This is a genomic window from Pseudomonas lijiangensis (assembly GCF_018968705.1).
Taxonomy (GTDB): domain Bacteria; phylum Pseudomonadota; class Gammaproteobacteria; order Pseudomonadales; family Pseudomonadaceae; genus Aquipseudomonas; species Aquipseudomonas lijiangensis.
The window spans coordinates 251,346-269,122 of record NZ_CP076668.1 but is presented as its reverse complement, the minus strand read 5'-3'; the positions used below and the strand labels follow the sequence as shown (position 1 = coordinate 269,122).

Annotated in this window: 19 protein-coding genes and 1 other RNA gene; 10 read left to right on the top strand and 10 right to left on the bottom strand. The window is 58.9% G+C overall.

Annotated features, from left to right (window positions below):
* Nucleotides 1-7: 7 nt before the first annotated feature.
* Together KQP88_RS01285 and KQP88_RS01280 are read left to right on the top strand one after the other, a co-directional pair.
* The gene (locus KQP88_RS01285; RefSeq protein WP_025258020.1) at nucleotides 8-1,792 is read left to right on the top strand and encodes a GspE/PulE family protein; all 1,785 of its coding nucleotides are present in this window, start codon (nucleotides 8-10) and stop codon (nucleotides 1,790-1,792) included.
* 165 nt (nucleotides 1,793-1,957) lie between these two features.
* Nucleotides 1,958-2,278: a DUF2388 domain-containing protein gene (locus KQP88_RS01280; protein WP_216704623.1), complete on the top strand. Its 321-nt coding sequence runs from the start codon at nucleotides 1,958-1,960 to the stop codon at nucleotides 2,276-2,278.
* 52 nt (nucleotides 2,279-2,330) lie between these two features.
* On the opposite strand, the gene gcvH is transcribed toward KQP88_RS01280, so the two are convergent.
* The 8 genes from gcvH to KQP88_RS01240 form a co-directional block, all read right to left on the bottom strand.
* Nucleotides 2,331-2,717, bottom strand: a complete 387-nt coding sequence (gcvH, locus tag KQP88_RS01275; RefSeq protein WP_025258016.1) for a glycine cleavage system protein GcvH — start codon at nucleotides 2,715-2,717, stop codon at nucleotides 2,331-2,333.
* Between the two features lie 45 nt (nucleotides 2,718-2,762).
* Complete coding sequence (gene gcvT, locus KQP88_RS01270) at nucleotides 2,763-3,845, bottom strand: glycine cleavage system aminomethyltransferase GcvT (protein WP_200993593.1); 1,083 nt, start codon at nucleotides 3,843-3,845, stop codon at nucleotides 2,763-2,765.
* Nucleotides 3,846-3,993: 148 nt separating this feature from the next.
* Nucleotides 3,994-5,610: an ABC transporter permease gene (locus KQP88_RS01265; RefSeq protein WP_216704622.1), complete on the bottom strand. Its 1,617-nt coding sequence runs from the start codon at nucleotides 5,608-5,610 to the stop codon at nucleotides 3,994-3,996.
* A gap of 116 nt (nucleotides 5,611-5,726) precedes the next feature.
* Complete coding sequence (locus KQP88_RS01260; RefSeq protein ID WP_216704621.1) at nucleotides 5,727-6,728, bottom strand: extracellular solute-binding protein; 1,002 nt, start codon at nucleotides 6,726-6,728, stop codon at nucleotides 5,727-5,729.
* A gap of 244 nt (nucleotides 6,729-6,972) precedes the next feature.
* Complete coding sequence (locus KQP88_RS01255) at nucleotides 6,973-8,193, bottom strand: 2-octaprenyl-3-methyl-6-methoxy-1,4-benzoquinol hydroxylase (protein ID WP_216704620.1); 1,221 nt, start codon at nucleotides 8,191-8,193, stop codon at nucleotides 6,973-6,975.
* 51 nt (nucleotides 8,194-8,244) lie between these two features.
* A complete protein-coding gene (ubiH, locus tag KQP88_RS01250) occupies nucleotides 8,245-9,432 on the bottom strand; it encodes a 2-octaprenyl-6-methoxyphenyl hydroxylase (protein ID WP_216704619.1) in 1,188 nt (395 codons plus the stop codon).
* Complete coding sequence (gene pepP, locus KQP88_RS01245) at nucleotides 9,429-10,763, bottom strand: Xaa-Pro aminopeptidase (protein WP_216704618.1); 1,335 nt, start codon at nucleotides 10,761-10,763, stop codon at nucleotides 9,429-9,431. Before pepP ends, ubiH begins: the two co-directional genes overlap by 4 nt.
* Nucleotides 10,764-10,837: 74 nt before the next feature.
* Entirely contained in the window at nucleotides 10,838-11,392 is a 555-nt protein-coding gene (locus tag KQP88_RS01240; RefSeq protein ID WP_200993600.1) for a YecA/YgfB family protein, read from the bottom strand.
* Between the two features lie 148 nt (nucleotides 11,393-11,540).
* On the opposite strand from KQP88_RS01240, the gene KQP88_RS01235 reads away from it, so the two are divergent.
* The 4 genes from KQP88_RS01235 to KQP88_RS01220 all read left to right on the top strand — a co-directional run bounded on the left by KQP88_RS01235 (nucleotide 11,541) and on the right by KQP88_RS01220 (nucleotide 12,994).
* The gene (locus KQP88_RS01235; protein WP_117163697.1) at nucleotides 11,541-11,750 is read left to right on the top strand and encodes a TIGR02449 family protein; all 210 of its coding nucleotides are present in this window, start codon (nucleotides 11,541-11,543) and stop codon (nucleotides 11,748-11,750) included.
* Nucleotides 11,747-12,076 carry a cell division protein ZapA gene (locus KQP88_RS01230; protein ID WP_200993601.1) on the top strand — a complete coding sequence of 110 codons (330 nt, stop codon included), beginning with the start codon at nucleotides 11,747-11,749 and terminating at the stop codon, nucleotides 12,074-12,076. Before KQP88_RS01235 ends, KQP88_RS01230 begins: the two co-directional genes overlap by 4 nt.
* A gap of 30 nt (nucleotides 12,077-12,106) precedes the next feature.
* Nucleotides 12,107-12,285, top strand: a non-coding RNA gene (gene ssrS, locus KQP88_RS01225) — 6S RNA.
* A 91-nt stretch (nucleotides 12,286-12,376) separates the two neighbouring features.
* Nucleotides 12,377-12,994, top strand: a complete 618-nt coding sequence (locus tag KQP88_RS01220) for a 5-formyltetrahydrofolate cyclo-ligase (protein ID WP_216705865.1) — start codon at nucleotides 12,377-12,379, stop codon at nucleotides 12,992-12,994.
* A gap of 51 nt (nucleotides 12,995-13,045) precedes the next feature.
* Here KQP88_RS01220 and KQP88_RS01215 read toward each other — a convergent pair whose 3' ends face one another.
* A complete protein-coding gene (locus tag KQP88_RS01215; protein WP_198728135.1) occupies nucleotides 13,046-13,198 on the bottom strand; it encodes a hypothetical protein in 153 nt (50 codons plus the stop codon).
* A gap of 188 nt (nucleotides 13,199-13,386) precedes the next feature.
* On the opposite strand from KQP88_RS01215, the gene KQP88_RS01210 reads away from it, so the two are divergent.
* Nucleotides 13,387-13,836: an EVE domain-containing protein gene (locus KQP88_RS01210; RefSeq protein ID WP_200993602.1), complete on the top strand. Its 450-nt coding sequence runs from the start codon at nucleotides 13,387-13,389 to the stop codon at nucleotides 13,834-13,836.
* Nucleotides 13,837-13,841: 5 nt separating this feature from the next.
* Here the strand turns inward: KQP88_RS01210 and KQP88_RS01205 are convergent, their stop codons facing one another.
* The gene (locus KQP88_RS01205) at nucleotides 13,842-14,249 is read right to left on the bottom strand and encodes a flagellar basal body-associated protein FliL (protein WP_025258004.1); all 408 of its coding nucleotides are present in this window, start codon (nucleotides 14,247-14,249) and stop codon (nucleotides 13,842-13,844) included.
* A gap of 131 nt (nucleotides 14,250-14,380) precedes the next feature.
* Here KQP88_RS01205 and KQP88_RS01200 point away from each other — a divergent pair, with 131 nt between their 5' ends.
* The 3 genes from KQP88_RS01200 (at nucleotide 14,381) to KQP88_RS01190 (ending at nucleotide 17,774) form a co-directional block, all read left to right on the top strand.
* Complete coding sequence (locus KQP88_RS01200) at nucleotides 14,381-15,358, top strand: NADPH:quinone oxidoreductase family protein (protein WP_216704617.1); 978 nt, start codon at nucleotides 14,381-14,383, stop codon at nucleotides 15,356-15,358.
* 434 nt (nucleotides 15,359-15,792) lie between these two features.
* Entirely contained in the window at nucleotides 15,793-17,502 is a 1,710-nt protein-coding gene (locus KQP88_RS01195) for an S-type pyocin domain-containing protein (RefSeq protein ID WP_253950536.1), read from the top strand.
* The gene (locus KQP88_RS01190) at nucleotides 17,499-17,774 is read left to right on the top strand and encodes a bacteriocin immunity protein (RefSeq protein WP_216704615.1); all 276 of its coding nucleotides are present in this window, start codon (nucleotides 17,499-17,501) and stop codon (nucleotides 17,772-17,774) included. The genes KQP88_RS01195 and KQP88_RS01190 overlap by 4 nt, the downstream gene beginning before the upstream one ends.
* Nucleotides 17,775-17,777: the final 3 nt, after the last annotated feature.

Here is a 17,777-nt window from a genome sequence, read left to right as displayed (position 1 = left end):
AGCGCGCATGGCAGTCCTCGCCCCATCGTCACAGGATCGCTGGCTCGATCTGAACGACCTGCTACGTGATCTGGTCGCCCAAGGCGTCCTGAGTCAGAACGATGCAGAAACAGCCCTCACCCAGCGCCGTAGCGCGGCCAATATCCAGCTTCATCCACTGGAGTTCATTGCGACCCTGCAGTTCGATGACCTCAAGCGCGCAGGCAAGAAGCTCGACCTGGAAACCCTGACCAACTGGCTCGCACAGCAATGTGACCAGCCGTATATGCGTATCGATCCACTGAAAATCAATGTCGCGGCCGTCATGCCCTTGATGTCGTACGCCTTTGCCCAGCGACACAAGATCCTCGCCGTGGCCGTGGATCGCGAATCCGTGACCATTGCCAGCGCGCAGCCTTACGTGCGCGCCTGGGAAGAAGACCTTGCCCATGTGCTGAAGCTGACCATCAAGCGCGTGGTGGCCAATCCCGTCGATATCCAGCGTGTGACGGTAGAGTTCTTCAGACTGGCGAAATCGGTCAGCGGTGCCAATGCGACAGATCTGAAAACCAGCAACATGGGAAACTTCGAGCAACTGCTCAAGCTGGGTGCCAGCGATCAGGAGCCCGACGCCAACGACGCGCATATCGTCAATATCGTGGACTGGCTGTTCCAGTACGCTTTCCAGCAACGCGCCAGCGATATCCATATCGAGCCACGCCGGGAGCAAGGCACCGTGCGCTTTCGTATCGATGGCGTGTTGCATAACGTCTACCAGTTCCCGTCACAGGTCACCATGGCGGTGGTCAGCCGCCTGAAAAGCCTGGGCCGGATGAACGTCGCGGAAAAGCGCAAGCCTCAGGACGGTCGGGTCAAGACCACCACGCCCGACGGCGGCGAAGTGGAATTGCGGCTCTCGACCCTGCCCACCGCGTTCGGCGAAAAAATGGTGATGCGGATCTTCGACCCCGAAGTGCTGCTCAAGGATTTCGATCAACTGGGCTTCTCCAGCGATGACTTGCGACGCTGGCAGGGCATGACCAATCAGCCCAACGGCATCATTCTGGTCACCGGTCCGACCGGTTCGGGCAAGACCACCACGCTCTACACCACACTCAAGAAGCTGGCGACCTCCGAGGTCAACCTGTGCACCATCGAAGACCCCATCGAGATGGTGGAACCCGCCTTCAATCAGATGCAGGTCCAGCACAATATCGACCTGTCTTTCGCCAGCGGTGTGCGAGCCCTGATGCGACAGGACCCGGACATCATCATGATCGGCGAGATTCGTGACCTGGAAACCGCTGAGATGGCGATTCAGGCCGCGCTGACCGGCCACCTGGTGCTCTCGACCCTGCACACCAACGACGCCCCCAGCGCCATCAGCCGCATGCTGGAACTCGGCGTCCCGCATTACCTGCTCAAGGCCACCATTCTTGGCGTCATGGCGCAACGTCTGGTGCGTACCTTGTGCCCGCATTGCAAGGCTCCGATCAACCTGAACGAAACCGACTGGCAGACCCTGACACGCCCTTGGCAGGCTCCGGTGCCGAGCGGCGCGCATCAGGCAGTAGGCTGCGTGGAATGTCGTGAAACAGGTTACCGTGGACGAGCAGGCGTCTACGAGATCATGCTAATGTCCGACAGCGTCAAAGCCTTGATCAGCGCCGACCTGGACCTGACCGCCATGCGCCGCCAGGCCTTCAAGGAAGGCATGCGCAGCCTGCGCCTGTCCGGCGCACAAAAAGTCTCGGCGGGGCTGACGACACTGGAGGAAGTGCTGCGGGTCACGCCACAGAGCGAACAGCGCTAGAAACGGGCTTACGCCCGTTATCGGACCAGACGCGCGAAGGCCGTCTGGTAAAGGTCATTGGTCAGGATGGGGCCATCCTGAAGGTCGAGGCCCATCATCCGGATTGAACTCAACACCTACTCCGGCTATCCAACCCTTCAGAACAACCACAGTCGGAGTAACACCATGCGCCTCAAACATGCTGTCATCACATGTGCCTTACTGTCACTTCCGGTCGGTTCAGCGATGGCCGACGGTTTCTGGCGTAATGTGATTTCTTCCGGTGCCACCACCGGTTCGACTTACCTGACCTTCAAGGATCACAAGCTGATCGTCGCCGCTCAGGATGACGCAGGCAGCTTCGTCGCCAGCAATGGCGGCATTCGCGGTCCATTCCTGGAAGCGGCTATCCAGCAGGTACGCACTGACAATCCTGGCCTGCAAGCCACTGACATGGAGCTGGCCAACGCGATCCTGGCCAAGAACCTGGTTGCCGAAAACCAGTAATTGGCCCCATGAAAAATGCCGCTCTTTCGAGCGGCATTTTTTTGCCTCGGGGTTACTCGCCGATGGCGTTTTTGTAGCCTGCAGCATCCAGCAGTTTTGCCAGATCGGCGGTAGCATCGCTTGGCTTGAGCTTGAAGATCCAGGCTTCGTAAGGCGTGCTGTTCAGCAGTTCCGGAGCGTCGGCCAGTTCTTCGTTGACCGCAATGACTTCGCCCGCAACAGGCGAGTAGATATCGGAAGCCGCCTTGACCGACTCGACCACGCCTGCGGCGTCAGTGGCGGCGAACACCTTGCCCACTTCCGGTAGTTCGACGAACACCACATCGCCCAGCGCTTCCTGGGCATGATCGGAAATACCCACGGTTACCGTGCCGTCGGATTCCAGACGCGCCCATTCGTGGCTTTCGGCAAAACGCAGTTCGGCGGGAATATTGCTCATTTAGTCATCCTCTACATCGAGTCAGCGGAAAACCCGCCAGATAGGTTAGATCAGGGTTTTGCCATGACGTACAAACGCTGGCTGCACTACACGCACCGGATACCATTTGCCGCGGATTTCGACTTCGGCCCGGTCGCCAGTCGCCATCGGAACACGTGCCAGGGCAATCGATTTGCTTAGCGTAGGAGAGAAACTACCACTGGTGATCTCTCCTTCGCCAATTTCTGCGATACGCACGACCTGACGCGCCCGCAACACGCCGCGCTCTTCGAGCACCAGCCCCACCAGTTTCGAGGCTACGCCTGCGGCACGTTCGCTTTCCAGTGCATCGCGACCGATGAAATCACGCTCTGCCGGCTCCCAGGCAATGGTCCAGGCCATGTTCGAGACGAGCGGCGAAGCGTTTTCGTCGATGTCCTGGCCATACAGGTTCATGCCGGCCTCAAGACGCAATGTGTCTCGTGCGCCCAGACCGACAGGGGAAATGCCCGCGCCGACCAGATCGTTGAAAAAACCGGGAGCCTGTTCAGCTGGCAGCATGATTTCCAGACCGTCTTCACCGGTGTAGCCGGTGCGGGCAATGAACCAGTCGCCATCGTCACGGGCTTCAAAATACTTGAGCTGATGAATGGTTTCGGCGCGAGCGCTGGACACCAGTTCGGCAATCCGGCTTCTGGCCCGCGGCCCCTGAATTGCCAGCATGGACAGCCCTGTACGCTCGATCAGTTGCACATCGAAACCGGTGAGGTGCGATTGCATCCAGGCCATGTCCTTGGCGCCGGTTGCCGCATTGACCACCAGGCGATAGCCGCTGGCGGTGAGGTAGACGATCATGTCGTCGACGATACCGCCACGGGTATCGAGCATGGCGCTGTACAACGCACGTCCCGGACTTTTCAGCCGTTCTACGTCGTTGGCCAGCAGGTAACGCAACCAGACCTTTGCCTGACTGCCCATGACATCGATCACATGCATGTGAGAGACATCGAACACTCCGCAATCGCGGCGTACCTGATGATGCTCCTCGACTTGCGATCCGTAATGCAACGGCATGTCCCAGCCACCAAAATCGACCATCTTCGCGCCAAGCGCGAGGTGCAGGTCAAAGAGTGGGGTACGCTGTCCCATGGGTTTCTCCTTCCGGGCGTGGCGAAGGTGCGGACAGGCAGATCAAAGGCAAGCCCCTCGTGAATAGAGGTATGCAGCAAATGACAGCGCGCCGAACGGTCTGACAGACCGCACCGATTGCGGCGCATTGTAGCCGTATGGGGAGTGACTAACCAATCTGACGCGCCGAGCGCCGGATCAACCCGATCACGGGCAACAGCCCGACCAGCACCAGCGTCAAGGCAGGCAGTGCCGCACGCGCCCACTCACCCTCGCTGGTCATCTCGAAGATACGCACAGCAAGGGTATCCCAGCCAAAAGGACGCATGAGCAAGGTGGCAGGCATCTCCTTGAGCACGTCGACGAAGACCAGGAGCGCCGCGCTCAATGCACCCGGCACCAGCAGCGGCAGATACACTTTGAAAAACAACTTTGGCCCACTGACACCCAGACTGCGAGCAGCCTCCGGCAGCGAAGGACGAATCCGCGACAGGCTGTTTTCCAGCGGCCCATAAGCCACTGCAATGAAGCGCACCAGATAGGCCAGCACCAGAGCCGACAGGCTGCCCAGCAGCAAAGGTTTGCCAGCTCCGCCCAGCCATCCGGAAAGCGGGATCACCAGTTGCCGGTCCAGATAACTGAAGGCCAGCATGATCGAAACGGCCAGTACCGAACCGGGCAGTGCATAGCCGAGATTGGCCAGGCTCACGCTGGAGCGAATCACCGGAGTAGGCGCCATGCGTCGTGCAAAAACCAGAATCAGCGCCACACCGACGGTTATCAGCGCAGCAATACCGCCCAGATAGAGGGTATGCAGGATCAGGCCGGTATAACGCTCATCCAGATCGAAACGTCCCCTCTGCCAGACCCAGACGACCAACTGCAGCATGGGCACGGCAAAGGCGCAGATGAAAACCAGCCCGCACCAACCACTGGCAGCCAGCGCTTTAACACCCCGCAGGTGATAGAGCGCCTTGCCTCGCGGTCGCTCATTGGTCGTGCGGCTGGCTCCACGAGCGCGGCGTTCGCCATAGAGCACCACCATGACCGCCAGCAACAACAGGCTCGCCAGTTGCGCTGCGCTGGACAGGCTGAAGAACCCGTACCAGGTCTTGTAGATCGCGGTGGTGAACGTATCGAAGTTGAATACCGACACCGCGCCGAAATCCGCCAGGGTTTCCATCAACGCCAGCGCCACACCGGCGCCGATTGCCGGACGCGCCATGGGCAGCGCCACCCGCCAGAAAGCCTGCAACGGCGATTGCCCCAGCACCCGCGCAGCTTCCATCAGACCTTTGCCCTGAGCCAGGAATGCCGTGCGCGCCAGCAGATAGACATAGGGATAGAACACCAGCACCAGAACGATGATCACCCCGCCCGTGGAGCGCACACGAGGCAGTCGCAGGCCGCTGCCGAACCATTCCCGCATCAGGGTTTGCACCGGACCGGAGAAATCCAGCAGGCCGACAAAGACAAAGGCGAGCACATACGCCGGAATCGCGAACGGCAGCATCAAGGCCCAGTCCAGCCAGCGCCTGCCGGGAAACTCACAGAGGCTGGTCAGCCACGCCAGACTGACGCCCAGCACCGTGACACCGACGCCAACCCCCAGTACCAGGATCAGCGTATTGCTCAGCAGGCGAACCATCTGGGTTTCCAGCAGATGGGACCAGATCTCCCGGTCGATGGTCTCCCACGACAGCAACAACACACTCAGCGGCAACAGCACCAGAGCGGCGATGGCAAAAACCAGGGGATACCAGCGACGTTGGACGGGATGGGCCAAGGAGGATTCTCGAAAATCATGAAAAAGCTGTGGGAGAGAATCGGGCGGCGCTCCGCTCATTCGCGAATAAGCGGAGCGCCGCCCGATTCTCTCCCACAGGGTGTAGCGGTATTAAATCAATTCCAGCCAGCGCGATCCATCATGCGAATTGCTTCGGCCTGACGCTTGCCTGCCACTTCGACAGGAATGGTGTCAGCCTTGAACGTGCCCCAACTGGCGACTTCTGCCGATGGCGCGACTTTCGGATTGGCCGGGAATTCCTGGTTGATGCCGGAGAAGATGGCTTGTGCCTCAGGGCCCGTCATCCATTCAACCAGCGCCTTGGCGGCCTCGGGGTGTGGTGCATGTCTTGTCAGACCGATACCCGACAGGTTGACGTGTACGCCGCGATCCGACTGGTTCGGCCAGAACAGCTTCACTGCCAGGTCGGGATTATCCTTGTGCAGGCGACCGTAGTAATAGGAGTTGACGATACCGACGTCGCATTGCCCGGCATTGATGGCCTCAAGCACCGCAATGTCATCGGAGAACACATCGGTGGACAGGTTATTGACCCAACCCTTGAGAATCTTCTCGGACGCTTCGGCGCCATGGGTTTCGATCAGGGTCGCCGTCAGGGACTGGTTATAAACTTTCTTGGCCGTGCGCAGGCACAGGCGCCCTTCCCAGTTCTTGTCTGCCAGGGCTTCGTAAGTGCTCAGTTCGGCAGGTTTGACGCGATCCGTCGAGTAGGCGATGGTCCGCGCCCGCAGGCTCAGGCCGGTCCAGGCATGGCTGGACGAACGGTATTGGGGCGGGATATTGGCGTCGATCACCGGCGAGGTGAACGGCTGGAGAATCCCCATCTGCTCGGCCTGCCAGAGGTTACCGGCATCGACGGTCAGCAGCAGGTCAGCCGTGGCGTTTTCGCCTTCGGCCTTGATGCGCTGCATCAGCGGGGCTTCCTTGTCGGTGATGAACTTGATCTTCACCCCGGTCTTGGCCGTGTAGGCATCGAAGACCGGCTTGATCAGCTCATCGATACGCGATGAATACACCACGACCTCGTCAGCGGCCTGGGCAGTGCTGCCGAGCACTGTGAGTGTCAAAGCAGCCAGAAGACGCTTGCTAGCCTGCATGGGAGTCTCTCGCGTTCGAAAAATGAGGCGAAATGGTAGTTAATCCCATTTTCGATCACAATCGAACAGCCGCCCGAGGCGTTACCGAATGTTTCAAGCCCGATATGGCGCATGACTCATAGTCATGTGGGAGGCGGCTTGCCGGCGACGGGGACAGTGAAGTCAACGATTGTTTATCGGCTTCAACGGCCCTGTCGCCAGCAAGCTGCCTCCCACAACCGAGCTGACCTGACAACACGTGCTCCTACAGGCGGGCAAGCTCCGGGAGTTCGCCGGACAATCCCAACGCTTCACGCACAAACATGGCCTTGGCTTCCGGCATTTGGTTGACCATCTTCAGGCCGGTGTTGCGCAGCCAGCGCAGCGGCAGCGGGTTGGCCTGGAACAGGCGCTCGAAACCTTCCATGGCCGCCATCAGGGCCAGGTTGTGTGGCATGCGGCGGCGCTCGTAACGACCGAGCACACGGACATCGGCCAGACGCTCGCCACGCTCGGCAGCATGCAGCAACACTTCAGCCAGTACCGCCGCATCCAGAAAGCCCAGGTTCACGCCCTGACCGGCCAGCGGGTGAATGGTGTGGGCGGCATCGCCAATCAGCGCCAGCCCCGGCGCGACATAACGCTTGGCATGACGCTGACGCAACGGCACACACACTCGCGGGTCAGAAGCCAGCACCTGCCCCAGACGGCCCTCGAAAGCCCGCTCCAGTTCGCGGCAGAAGGTTTCGTCATCCAGCGCCATCAGGCGCTCGGCCTCAAGCGGCGTCACCGACCAGACGATGGAACACCAGTGCTCGCCTTCGCGCTCCAGCGGCAGGAACGCCAGCGGGCCATCGTCGGTAAAACGCTGCCAGGCGGTCTTGCGATGAGAGTCCGCCGTTCGCACGCTGGTGACGATGGCGTGATGCAGATAATCCCATTCCCGGGTCGGTGTGCCTGTCAGACGGCGCACGGCCGAATTGGCACCATCGGCAGCAATGACCAGCGGCGCACGCAACTGGCGACCGTCGGCCAGGGTCAGCAGCCAGTCGTCGCCGGAATGACGCATGTGCTCCAGACGGGCATTGGCCAATAAACCGATATCACTGTCGTGCAGCCGCTCCAGCAGAGCGTCCTGCACCACACGGTTCTCGACGATATGCCCCAGCACTTCGGCATGCACGCTGGATGCCGAGAAATGAATTTCGCCAGTGCCACTTCCGTCCCACACATGCATCTGCCCATAAGGGCTGACGCGACGGGCGGCGATGCCTTCCCAGACATCAAGGCGCTGCAGAATCCGCTGGCTGGCTGCCGACAGAGCACTGACGCGGGGCTCGAAGGACGATTGCGAATCGAAGGGTTTGACGCTCAGCGGGCCGCCATCGACCACGACCACATCCAGGCCGCTGCCTTGCAGGGCCAATGCAAGGGCGCTGCCGACCATTCCGGCTCCGACAATCAGCACATCTGCGCGGGTTTCCATGCTTAGATCGTTCTCGCTTGCGGCCGTGGCCGTGTTCTGAAAGTTCGTGGATCACACATCGGATCGAGTCCCCAGACCCATGGCCTGACGGGCAAACCAGCGCTTGGCCGGTGGCAGCAGATCCAGCCCCAGCAACCCCAGGTTGCGGCCTGCGGTGACCACAGGCTGCGTGCTGCCGAACAGCCGGGTTACCTTGTCGGAAAAACCCACGGTCATCTGTTGATCGAGGCGCTGCCGTTCACGATAGGCCAGCAGGGTCGACAGGTCGCCCGGCAGCTTATCGCTTTCCAGCAATGATTCAGCCAGAGCGTCGGCATCACGAAGCGACAGGTTGAAACCCTGACCGGCAATCGGGTGCAGGCTGTGGGCGGCATTGCCCAGCACGACCAGATGCGAACGAACCTGCTCTTCGGCTTCCACCAGGGAAAGCGGATACACATGCCGCGAACCGACCTGACGCAAGGTGCCCAGGCGGTAACCGAATACATTCTGCAGTTCACTGAGGAAGCTGCGGTCATCCAGCGCCGCAAGCCGCTGAGTGTCGTTGCCCTTGCGGGTCCAGACCAGCGCGCAGCGGTTTTCCGGCAATGGCAACAGAGCCATGGGACCGTCATCGGTGAAGCGCTCGAACGCCTGTCCGCAATGGGCTTCGCTCGGGGTGATGTTGGCGATCAGGGCGCTCTGATCATAGGAGCGTTCGCGCACGCCAATCCCCAACTGTTCGCGCAGGCTGGAGCGGCCACCATCGGCCAACACCGCCAGATCACATTCCAGTTCGGTTTCGTCATTGAGGGTCAATCGATAGCCGTCGGCCAGGGCCTGCATGTGCTTGACCTCGGCAGGCACGCGCCATGTCACGACTTCACGATCCAGCCCCGCCCACAGGCATTGGCCAAGCCAGGCATTTTCCACCACATAACCCAGCGCCGGCACGCCTTCTTCCATGGCGGCAAGACGGGTCGCGCCGAAACGCCCGCGATCGGACACCTGAATCTGCAAGATGGGTTCGGCACGACGGGTGATCTGCTGCCACAGGCCAAGGCGCTCATAAATACGCCTCGCACCAAACGACAGCGCCGAAGAGCGTGCATCGTAGCTGGGTTGATAGCTATCGCCGGGAGCAAAAGGTTCAATCAGGACGATTTTCCAGCCGCGCGCCTTTGCGCCCGCCTGCAAGGCCAGAGCGAGGCTGGCACCCACCAGACCGCCACCGATGATGGCAAGATTGAAGCGGCTCATGCGACCTGAGCCTGTGCAGCGGCCATCAGGGCCTCGATTTCAGCGACAGTCTTGGGCACGCCACCGGAAAGAATTTCACACCCCTTCTTGGTCACCACTACGTCATCCTCGATTCGCACACCGATACCTCGCCATTTTTTCGCGACGTTCTGATTGTCGGGAGAGACATAAATCCCCGGCTCCACGGTCAGCGCCATGCCCACCTCCAGCACTCGCCATTCACCGCCGACCTTGTATTCGCCCACGTCATGCACATCCATGCCCAGCCAGTGCCCGGCACGGTGCATATAGAACGCTTTGTACGCTTCAGTTTCGATCAACTCGTCTACATCGCCCTGCAACAGGCCCAGCTCAACCAGCCCGGCCGTAATGACCCTGACCGTCGCTTCATGTGCCTGGTTCCAGTGCTTGCCGGGGCCAATGGCCGCGAACGCCGCTTCCTGAGACTTGAGCACCAGTTCGTAGATCGCCTTCTGCTCTGCCGAGAACTTCCCGCTCACCGGAAAAGTGCGGGTGATGTCACTGGCATAGCAATCAATCTCGCAACCGGCGTCGATCAACACCAGATCGCCATCCTTGAGCGGCGCGTCGTTCTGCTGATAGTGCAGGATGCAGGCGTTGCGGCCCGAAGCGACGATGGACCCGTAGGCCGGCATCTTTGCCCCACCCTTGCGAAACTCGTAGTCCAGCTCGGCTTCCAGGCTGAACTCATACAACCCGGCACGGCTGGCCTGCATCGCCCGGATGTGGGCACGAGCGGAAATCTGCGCAGCCTCGCGCATGACCTTCACTTCCGCTGCCGATTTATACAGGCGCATATCATGCAGCAGATGATCCAGCGCAACGAACTCGTTCGGCGGCTGCGCCCCCAGATGGGCCTTGGAGCGAATCGTATTGATCCACTCCATCAGATGCCGGTCGAATTCAGGGTTGCTGCCCATGGCCGAATACACCCGCTCGCGCCCTTCGATCAGGCCCGGCAGGATGTCGTCGATGTCGTTGATCGGGAAGGCATCGTCGGCACCGAAATCCCGAATGGCGCCTTCCTGACCGGCGCGCAGCCCGTCCCACAACTCGCGCTCCGGATTGCGCTCACGACAGAACAGCACGTACTCGCCATATTCACGCCCCGGAATCAGCACCACCACAGCTTCAGGCTCGGGAAAGCCGCTCAGGTACTGGAAGTCGCTGTCCTGCCGGTAGACATGCTCGACATCACGATTGCGAATCGCAACAGCCGCGGCCGGAAGAATGGCGATGCTGTTGGGCACCATCTGGGCCATCAGGGCCTTGCGTCGACGGGCGTATTCGGACTTCGGGATAGAGATCATGGGCAGACGGGGTCCCTTGGTGGAGCGAGCCGGTCAGGTCTGTAGAAACCCTGCCGGCGCGCCGTGATGGGCAATCAGTGCAGGGAAGGCTTGGGCTGTGGCGCAACGGCCTTGCTGCATTCGGTGAACAGCAGCAGTGGTGCGACGCGCAGGTATTCCATGACTTCCATGTAATCGCTTTCGCCGTCTTCGGATTCTTCAAGTGCATCCTGAACCTGAGCGATGGCCGCCAGATCCTGCAACACTTCAGTGGCTTCGATGCTCAGCACCGCATCTCCAACCGCCAGGCCAAAGCCCGACAGGAAACCCTGGCACCATTGGCCCAGTGCAGCAGCGCGCTCGGCCAGCGGCTCGTCATCGCCGGGCAGCAACAGCACGACCGTCATGTCATCACTGGTGAGTTCGCCCTTGACCATCTCCTGCAGGCCGATCAGCGCCTGGCGAACGTTGTCTTCAGGCTCGGTTTCAAGCAGTACGGAAGCATCGGCAAACCAGCCTTCGCTATCGAAGCCGGCACCGGCACAACTGCGCCCCAGCAACAGGCCGTGCAGTTCGGCAGGGGAAACCGGATGGCCACTGGTATTGAGCAGAGTGGCAAATGCTTTGTACGGAGAATTCTGAATGGGCATGGGCAGCTAGTCGCCAAACGGCGCAATGTCTAGAATGAAGGCCTTGTATCCTAGACTATCCGCGCAACAAGATCATCAACACGGCGGTTAGAGGCAGTGGCGTTACCTGACTCCGTGCCATTCATCAGAAAGTATTCAGTGGAAAACAATGGAAGACACCGATCTGCAAGCCCTGATGAACCGGCTCGAATTGCTGCTCAAGCACACCGAGCAACTTAAAAGCCAAAATGCACTCCTATTAGCTCAGGAAAAATCCTGGCGCGAGGAACGCGCCCACCTCATCGAAAAGAACGAAATCGCCCGGCAGAAGGTCGAGTCCATGATTTCGCGCCTCAAGGCCCTGGAGCAAGACTCATGAGTAATGGCAACAGCGTTACCGTTCAAATCCTCGACAAGGAATATTCGATCATTTGCCCTCAGGAAGAGCGCACCAACCTGGTCAGCGCCGCCCGCTACCTGGATGGCAAGATGCGTGAAATCCGCAGCAGCGGCAAAGTGATCGGCGCAGACCGCATTGCGGTCATGGCTGCCCTGAACATCACTCACGACCTGCTGCACAAACAGAATCTGCCTGACGTGCAAACCAGCGGTTCGACCCGCGAACAGGTGCGCGACCTGCTGGAAAGAGTCGATCTGGCGCTGTCCACAGACACTCCGACAACACCCGATTCACCTCGTAGCTGATTATTTGCAGACGTTTCTGTATACTTGCGCCGCTCCCTGGAGTGCTTGCCAGTCGGTCATGTCCCTGAGCCGATACGCACAACCACGGGGGTTGCACGTTGGGGTCGGTGTGCATGTCCGCTTGACGGAAAGCCTTAAGACCTCCTGCAATCACCACCTTGAACTTTCGGGTTCAAGGGCTACACCGACAGCGGTTCGTCGGGGAGTCCTCATTCAATCCATTGCCAGTCCAGCTGTCTGGCAATGTCGATTCCGTACCTGGTTTCAACCTCACGGATCAGCCTGCATGACCTTGCGCTCATGACCAGCAACCCGACACTCACACGCCCGCAACTGCGCCGCCAGCTACGCAAGGCGCGTCGTGCCTTGAGTCCTGCCCAGCAACGCGCAGCCGCTCGCGGTCTGTATCGCCAACTGGCACAACATCCCCTGTTTCGCCGCGCCCGGCATGTCTCGCTTTATCTGCCCATGGACGGCGAGATCGATCCACGACTTTTGCTGCGGGCCGCACAACGCCGGGGCAAGGCGACTTACCTGCCGGTGTTGAATGCCTGGCCACGCACCAGGATGGTTTTCCAGCGCGTGCGCCCTGGCGAGAAATTCATCCCCAACCGTTTTCGCATCCCGGAGCCGCGCATCAACCGCGCACGGCAACGCAGGATATGGGCGCTGGATCTGATTCTCATGCCTCTGGTCGGATTCGATGAAGAAGGCGGACGCCTCGGCATGGGCGGCGGTTTCTATGACCGCAGCCTGGCGTATCTGGCGCGCAGAAAAACCTGGAAAAAACCGCTGCTGCTGGGTCTGGCCCATGAATGCCAGAAAGTCGAACGGCTCGCACAGGCAAGCTGGGATGTACCGTTGCAAGGCACGGTATCGGACAAACGCTGGTATCTGGCACAACAGGAAGGGAAGTGACGCGACGGGAGCTACAGGCATAGCCCCCGGAAAAGAAAGAAGCTTAAAACATCAATACCGACCGGGGACCTTTTGTTGCTGCTGAGTGATCTCGACAGGCGCATCGACCTTGTTGGTCCACAAGCTCTGCGCATAACCGGTAGTCACGATACCCAAGCCGAACAATGCCACTAAAACCCACAGTAAATCCGGCTTGCGTTTCATTGACTGCCCTCCTTCGACAAATCAATCGCTGCCAACAGCCACTCTTCGTAAAGGCCATGTAACAGCAAGGTGCTTAAAAGGGCGGCATTTTGCGATAACGTGAACCAGTACGCAAATAGTGGCCCCAACCGACTGTCGGTTTGTCATAAAAACATCCCCAAGTTGTGTATTTCCATGGAGAACACCCGATGGCCTATTGGCTGATGAAGTCAGAACCCGACGAACTCTCGATCAGTGACCTGCAACGCCTCGGCCAAACCCGCTGGGATGGCGTGCGCAACTATCAGGCCCGCAACTTCCTGCGCAGCATGGCGGTGGGGGACGAGTTCTTTTTCTATCACTCCAGTTGCCCGGAGCCGGGGATTGCCGGTATCGGCAGGATTATCGAGGCGGCCTACCCGGACCCCACGGCCCTTGAGCCGGAAAGTCACTACTTCGACGCCAAGGCCAGCGCCGACAAGAATCCATGGAGCGCAATCGATGTCGCCTTCGTGGAAATCTTCCCGAAAGTGCTGGGGCTGGGTTACCTGAAACAACAGGCGACGCTTGAACAACTGCCTCTCGTGCAGAAAGGCAGCCGACTGTCTGTGATGCCCGTGACCGCCGAACAATGGTCGGCGATCCTAGCACTGCGCTGAGGGCGTTACTGAACGATAAAGTTGTTGAACAGCAAGTCTTCAACGATCGGCTTGCCCTCTTCGCTGGTCATTACCTGCTGGACCTGCTTGAGTGCTTCCTGACGAATCTTTTCCTTCGCATCGGCGCTGCTCATGGAATCGACGGTCTGCTGGGTAAACAGGGCAACCAGCAGATTACGGATCAGCGGGTCATTACGCTTGACCGCCGCCTGGGCATCGGCGCCGGTAACGCGCAGGGCGATATCAGCCTTGTAGACGCGCAACTTCGGGCCGCCATCAAGGGCATAGTTGCCCACAAACGGAGGCGTCAGAGACACATAAGCCGCCTTGGGCTCGCCTTCACCTTCTTTGGCTTCTTCCTGCGCCAGGGCAGGCAACGACAAGGCCAACAACATCAAGATCCACGCTTTCACAGTCCACTCCTTAATACGGGTTGCCCGCGTAGGTTACAGCTTATACACGCTTATAAGGCCGGGCCATGCTCATTGACCCGAAAACCTGCATATCCGACCTTATCGGCCATTACCGGAAAAGGAATAGCCCGATGAAAGCCCTGCTGTGCAAAGCCTTCGGCCCTGCCGACACCCTGGTCCTGGAAAACGTCGACAGCCCCGTCATCAAGAAGAACGAAATCCTGCTCGATGTACAGGCTGCAGGCGTCAACTTCCCGGACACGCTGATCATCGAAGGCAAATACCAGTTCAAGCCGCCTTTCCCCTTTTCACCCGGCGGCGAAGCAGCAGGCATCATCTCGCAGGTCGGTGAAAAGATAACCCACCTCAAACCCGGCGACCGGGTCATGGCCCTCACCGGCTGGGGCAGCTTCGCCGAACAGGTTGCGGTACCGGGCTACAACGTACTGCCGATTCCCGAATCCATGGACTTCACCACCGCCGCCGCTTTCAGCATGACCTACGGCACCTCCATGCATGCCCTCAAACAACGCGCCAACCTGCAACCCGGCGAAACCCTGCTGGTGCTCGGCGCATCAGGCGGCGTGGGCCTCGCCGCCGTGGAAATCGGCAAAGCCCTGGGTGCCCGGGTCATCGCCGCCGCCAGCAGCGCCGAAAAACTCGAAGTCGCCCGCAATGCCGGCGCAGACGAACTCATCAACTACAGCGAAACCAGCCTCAAGGACGAAGTGAAACGCATGACGGCAGGCAACGGCGTCGACGTCATCTACGACCCGGTCGGCGGCGACCTCTTCGACCAGGCCGTACGTACCCTCGCCTGGAATGGCCGCCTGCTGGTCGTCGGTTTCGCCAGCGGCCGCATCCCCGAACTGCCTGTAAACCTCGCCTTGTTGAAAGGCGCATCAGTGGTCGGTGTGTTCTGGGGCTCTTTCGCACAAAGACAACCTCAAGACAATGCCGCGAACTTCAAGCAACTGTTTGGCTGGTATGCAGAAGGAAAGTTGAAACCACTGGTATCGCAGGTTTATCCGCTGGAAAGAGGGGCAGAGGCGATTGAAGTGTTGGGGAAAAGGAGTGCGGTGGGGAAGGTTGTTGTAGCGATTGGGTGAAAGCAGGTTAAACCTGGGAAGTTGTGAAATTAAACTTGCAGATCGGGCGGTTATTTCACTATCCAGTTTCGCGAATGAATTCGCTCCCACACACGTTGTAGGAGCGAATTTATTCGCGAAATTACAACCAATAATAAATATTTATCGCTCCTCCAAAAAATCTGACAGACGCTTAAATCGAAAAAACTTACCCCCCTCTAAAACAACATACATATACCGCATCACCCATCATCTAATTCGTAACGTTCAGCCATACAAACAAGGAGAATTGTATGGCTACGCGAAGGAAGCGACAAACCAACGTATTACATGACACAACAACTGGAACGGTAAACATATCGCCCAGTAGCAATCCTGCGCCTCAAAACACCGGTTTCTTTGACCGGAGCTTCACGAATACGGGCTCTTCAAAACGTAGAAAACGGCGTCGACGATTGCACGCCCAAGCCCGGCAACAGGCCGCCCAGGCTCGTGCTGCTGCAGAAGCTCAGGCCAAAGCTGAACAGCAAGCGCACGCTCAGGCCCATGCGCAGGCACAAGCCGCAGAGCACGCACGCGCTCAAGCCGCAGCTCAAGCCCAGCGCGAGCAGGCCTATCGGCAAACAATCAGCGACCTCGCCCAGACTCAGCAGACAATCAAATCTGATCTTGCCCTGCGTTACGAACAGACTGCTCCTGGGCTACCCGCCGCGCTGCTAGGCGAGATTCAAACTGACCTCGAACCTCTGTCGAGCAACCCGACCAGCCAACAGCTTGCGGATCTGATCCTTCAGGAAAAGTCCCGGATCAACTATTTGCTGGCCGGCAAACAGGCCGAGCTGGAACAACGCAACCTCAAGACACTGACGTATGGCGAAGTACTGTCGGCCAGCACACCGGAGCAGTATCGCTATTATCTGGAATCCCGCAGCCAGGGCAATCCGCAGCGCGCTCAACAGGCCCATCAGGCCTGGACGGATGCCGTCAACAATGAGCATGAAGCCAGGCTGCTCGCTGAGTCGGCAGCATTTCTGGAACAGCGTTCCACGGAGTTATCCGAGCGTCATGCACGGGTGTCTCAAGCCAGCCATAACACCGCTCCATCAACACGAGCAGGCGCAGAGCGCTTGTGGTCGGCAATCACGCCATCGAGCACCTCCAGCCCCTCCGAAGCACTGGAGAAGGCCGGACAGATCGCTAAAGAGATATTCATCAAAACGGCAATCAGCCGTTTGAAGCTTAACCCCGGAGTTGCCCTGGCACTGTACTCGCCTACGTTAGGCGATGCCGAACGTACACCCACAATCGTTGCAAGCCCTGCTGCGCAGCTCAACCTGCCACCTGATGTGGACATGGAATACGTTGCCAGCGTCAAGGGCAGCATTGATGTTCCGCACCGGCTGGTCATGGCGGATGACGGGCAACAATCAGTCGCCAAGTGGGTGGCGGCGGACGGCGTAAAAGTCGGCACCAAAGTTCGTGTCCGAAATTTCACGTACAACGCTCAGAACAATACCTACGAATTTATTCGTGACGGCGATACCCGGCCAGCGCTGGTCTGGACTCCAATTCAACAACCGGCAGACAGCTCCACCCGTTTCCCGGGCCAGAAACCGGTCTTGCCGGTCGACCCTGGCGTGGATGTATCGCCACAGGGCGCACGCGCTGACGAACTGCCGAGCTTCGTCAATGACGACCCCGACGATTACATCCTGGTATTCCCGCCAGGCTCCGGACTGCCTGACACGTATCTGCTTTTCAAGGACCCACGGACTATTCCGGGAGTCGCTACAGGATACGGAAAACCGGTAACAGGCACCTGGCTAGGCGAAAGCACCCGTGCGCAAGGGGCTCCCATTCCTTCGCAGATTGCGGATCAGTTGCGGGGTAGGCAGTTCAGTAGTTTTGGCAGATTACGAGAAGAAATCTGGAAGGCGATAGCCCGCGACCCAGAGCTTCAAGGGCAATTTTCCCATCGCAACCTTGCGCTTATGAAGTCAGGACGTGCTCCCCAACCAAGGCAGGCGGATCAAGTGGGAAGACGGAAAACGTTTGAAATTCATCATGAATATGAAATAGCAAACGGCGGAGGTGTCTACGACATTGACAACTTGAGAGTACTTCCACCCAAGCAGCACATTGAACATCACAGGAGATTGCAATGAACCTCAAAAGAAAACTGGAAGATTACACAGAACAAGATTTTCTAGATCTTATCAACGAATTCACCAACCCTAGAAAACTTCCCGGGAAAGAATTTGAAAGACACACTCGCCTTTTACTGGAGCACTTTACAGAAATAACGGGGCATCCTGACGGCTCAGATTTGATTTATTACCCGGAGATCGACACGGCTCAAGGGATTCTGGAAACAGTAAAAAAGTGGCGTGCCCAGAATGGAAAACCGGGATTCAAAGCACCCGATGACCATCAATGACAA

Coding starts and splice junctions, on each gene's coding strand:
- KQP88_RS01220 (WP_216705865.1), top strand. CDS start 12,377: ATGACCAGCAACCCGACACTCACACGCCCGCAACTGCGCCGCCAGCTA.
- KQP88_RS01230 (WP_200993601.1), top strand. CDS start 11,747: ATGAGTAATGGCAACAGCGTTACCGTTCAAATCCTCGACAAGGAATAT.
- KQP88_RS01280 (WP_216704623.1), top strand. CDS start 1,958: ATGCGCCTCAAACATGCTGTCATCACATGTGCCTTACTGTCACTTCCG.
- KQP88_RS01215 (WP_198728135.1), bottom strand. CDS start 13,198: ATGAAACGCAAGCCGGATTTACTGTGGGTTTTAGTGGCATTGTTCGGC.
- pepP (WP_216704618.1), bottom strand. CDS start 10,763: ATGATCTCTATCCCGAAGTCCGAATACGCCCGTCGACGCAAGGCCCTG.
- ubiH (WP_216704619.1), bottom strand. CDS start 9,432: ATGAGCCGCTTCAATCTTGCCATCATCGGTGGCGGTCTGGTGGGTGCC.
- KQP88_RS01260 (WP_216704621.1), bottom strand. CDS start 6,728: ATGCAGGCTAGCAAGCGTCTTCTGGCTGCTTTGACACTCACAGTGCTC.
- KQP88_RS01255 (WP_216704620.1), bottom strand. CDS start 8,193: ATGGAAACCCGCGCAGATGTGCTGATTGTCGGAGCCGGAATGGTCGGC.
- KQP88_RS01240 (WP_200993600.1), bottom strand. CDS start 11,392: ATGCCCATTCAGAATTCTCCGTACAAAGCATTTGCCACTCTGCTCAAT.
- gcvT (WP_200993593.1), bottom strand. CDS start 3,845: ATGGGACAGCGTACCCCACTCTTTGACCTGCACCTCGCGCTTGGCGCG.
- gcvH (WP_025258016.1), bottom strand. CDS start 2,717: ATGAGCAATATTCCCGCCGAACTGCGTTTTGCCGAAAGCCACGAATGG.
- KQP88_RS01285 (WP_025258020.1), top strand. CDS start 8: ATGGCAGTCCTCGCCCCATCGTCACAGGATCGCTGGCTCGATCTGAAC.
- KQP88_RS01200 (WP_216704617.1), top strand. CDS start 14,381: ATGAAAGCCCTGCTGTGCAAAGCCTTCGGCCCTGCCGACACCCTGGTC.
- KQP88_RS01235 (WP_117163697.1), top strand. CDS start 11,541: ATGGAAGACACCGATCTGCAAGCCCTGATGAACCGGCTCGAATTGCTG.
- KQP88_RS01210 (WP_200993602.1), top strand. CDS start 13,387: ATGGCCTATTGGCTGATGAAGTCAGAACCCGACGAACTCTCGATCAGT.
- KQP88_RS01190 (WP_216704615.1), top strand. CDS start 17,499: ATGAACCTCAAAAGAAAACTGGAAGATTACACAGAACAAGATTTTCTA.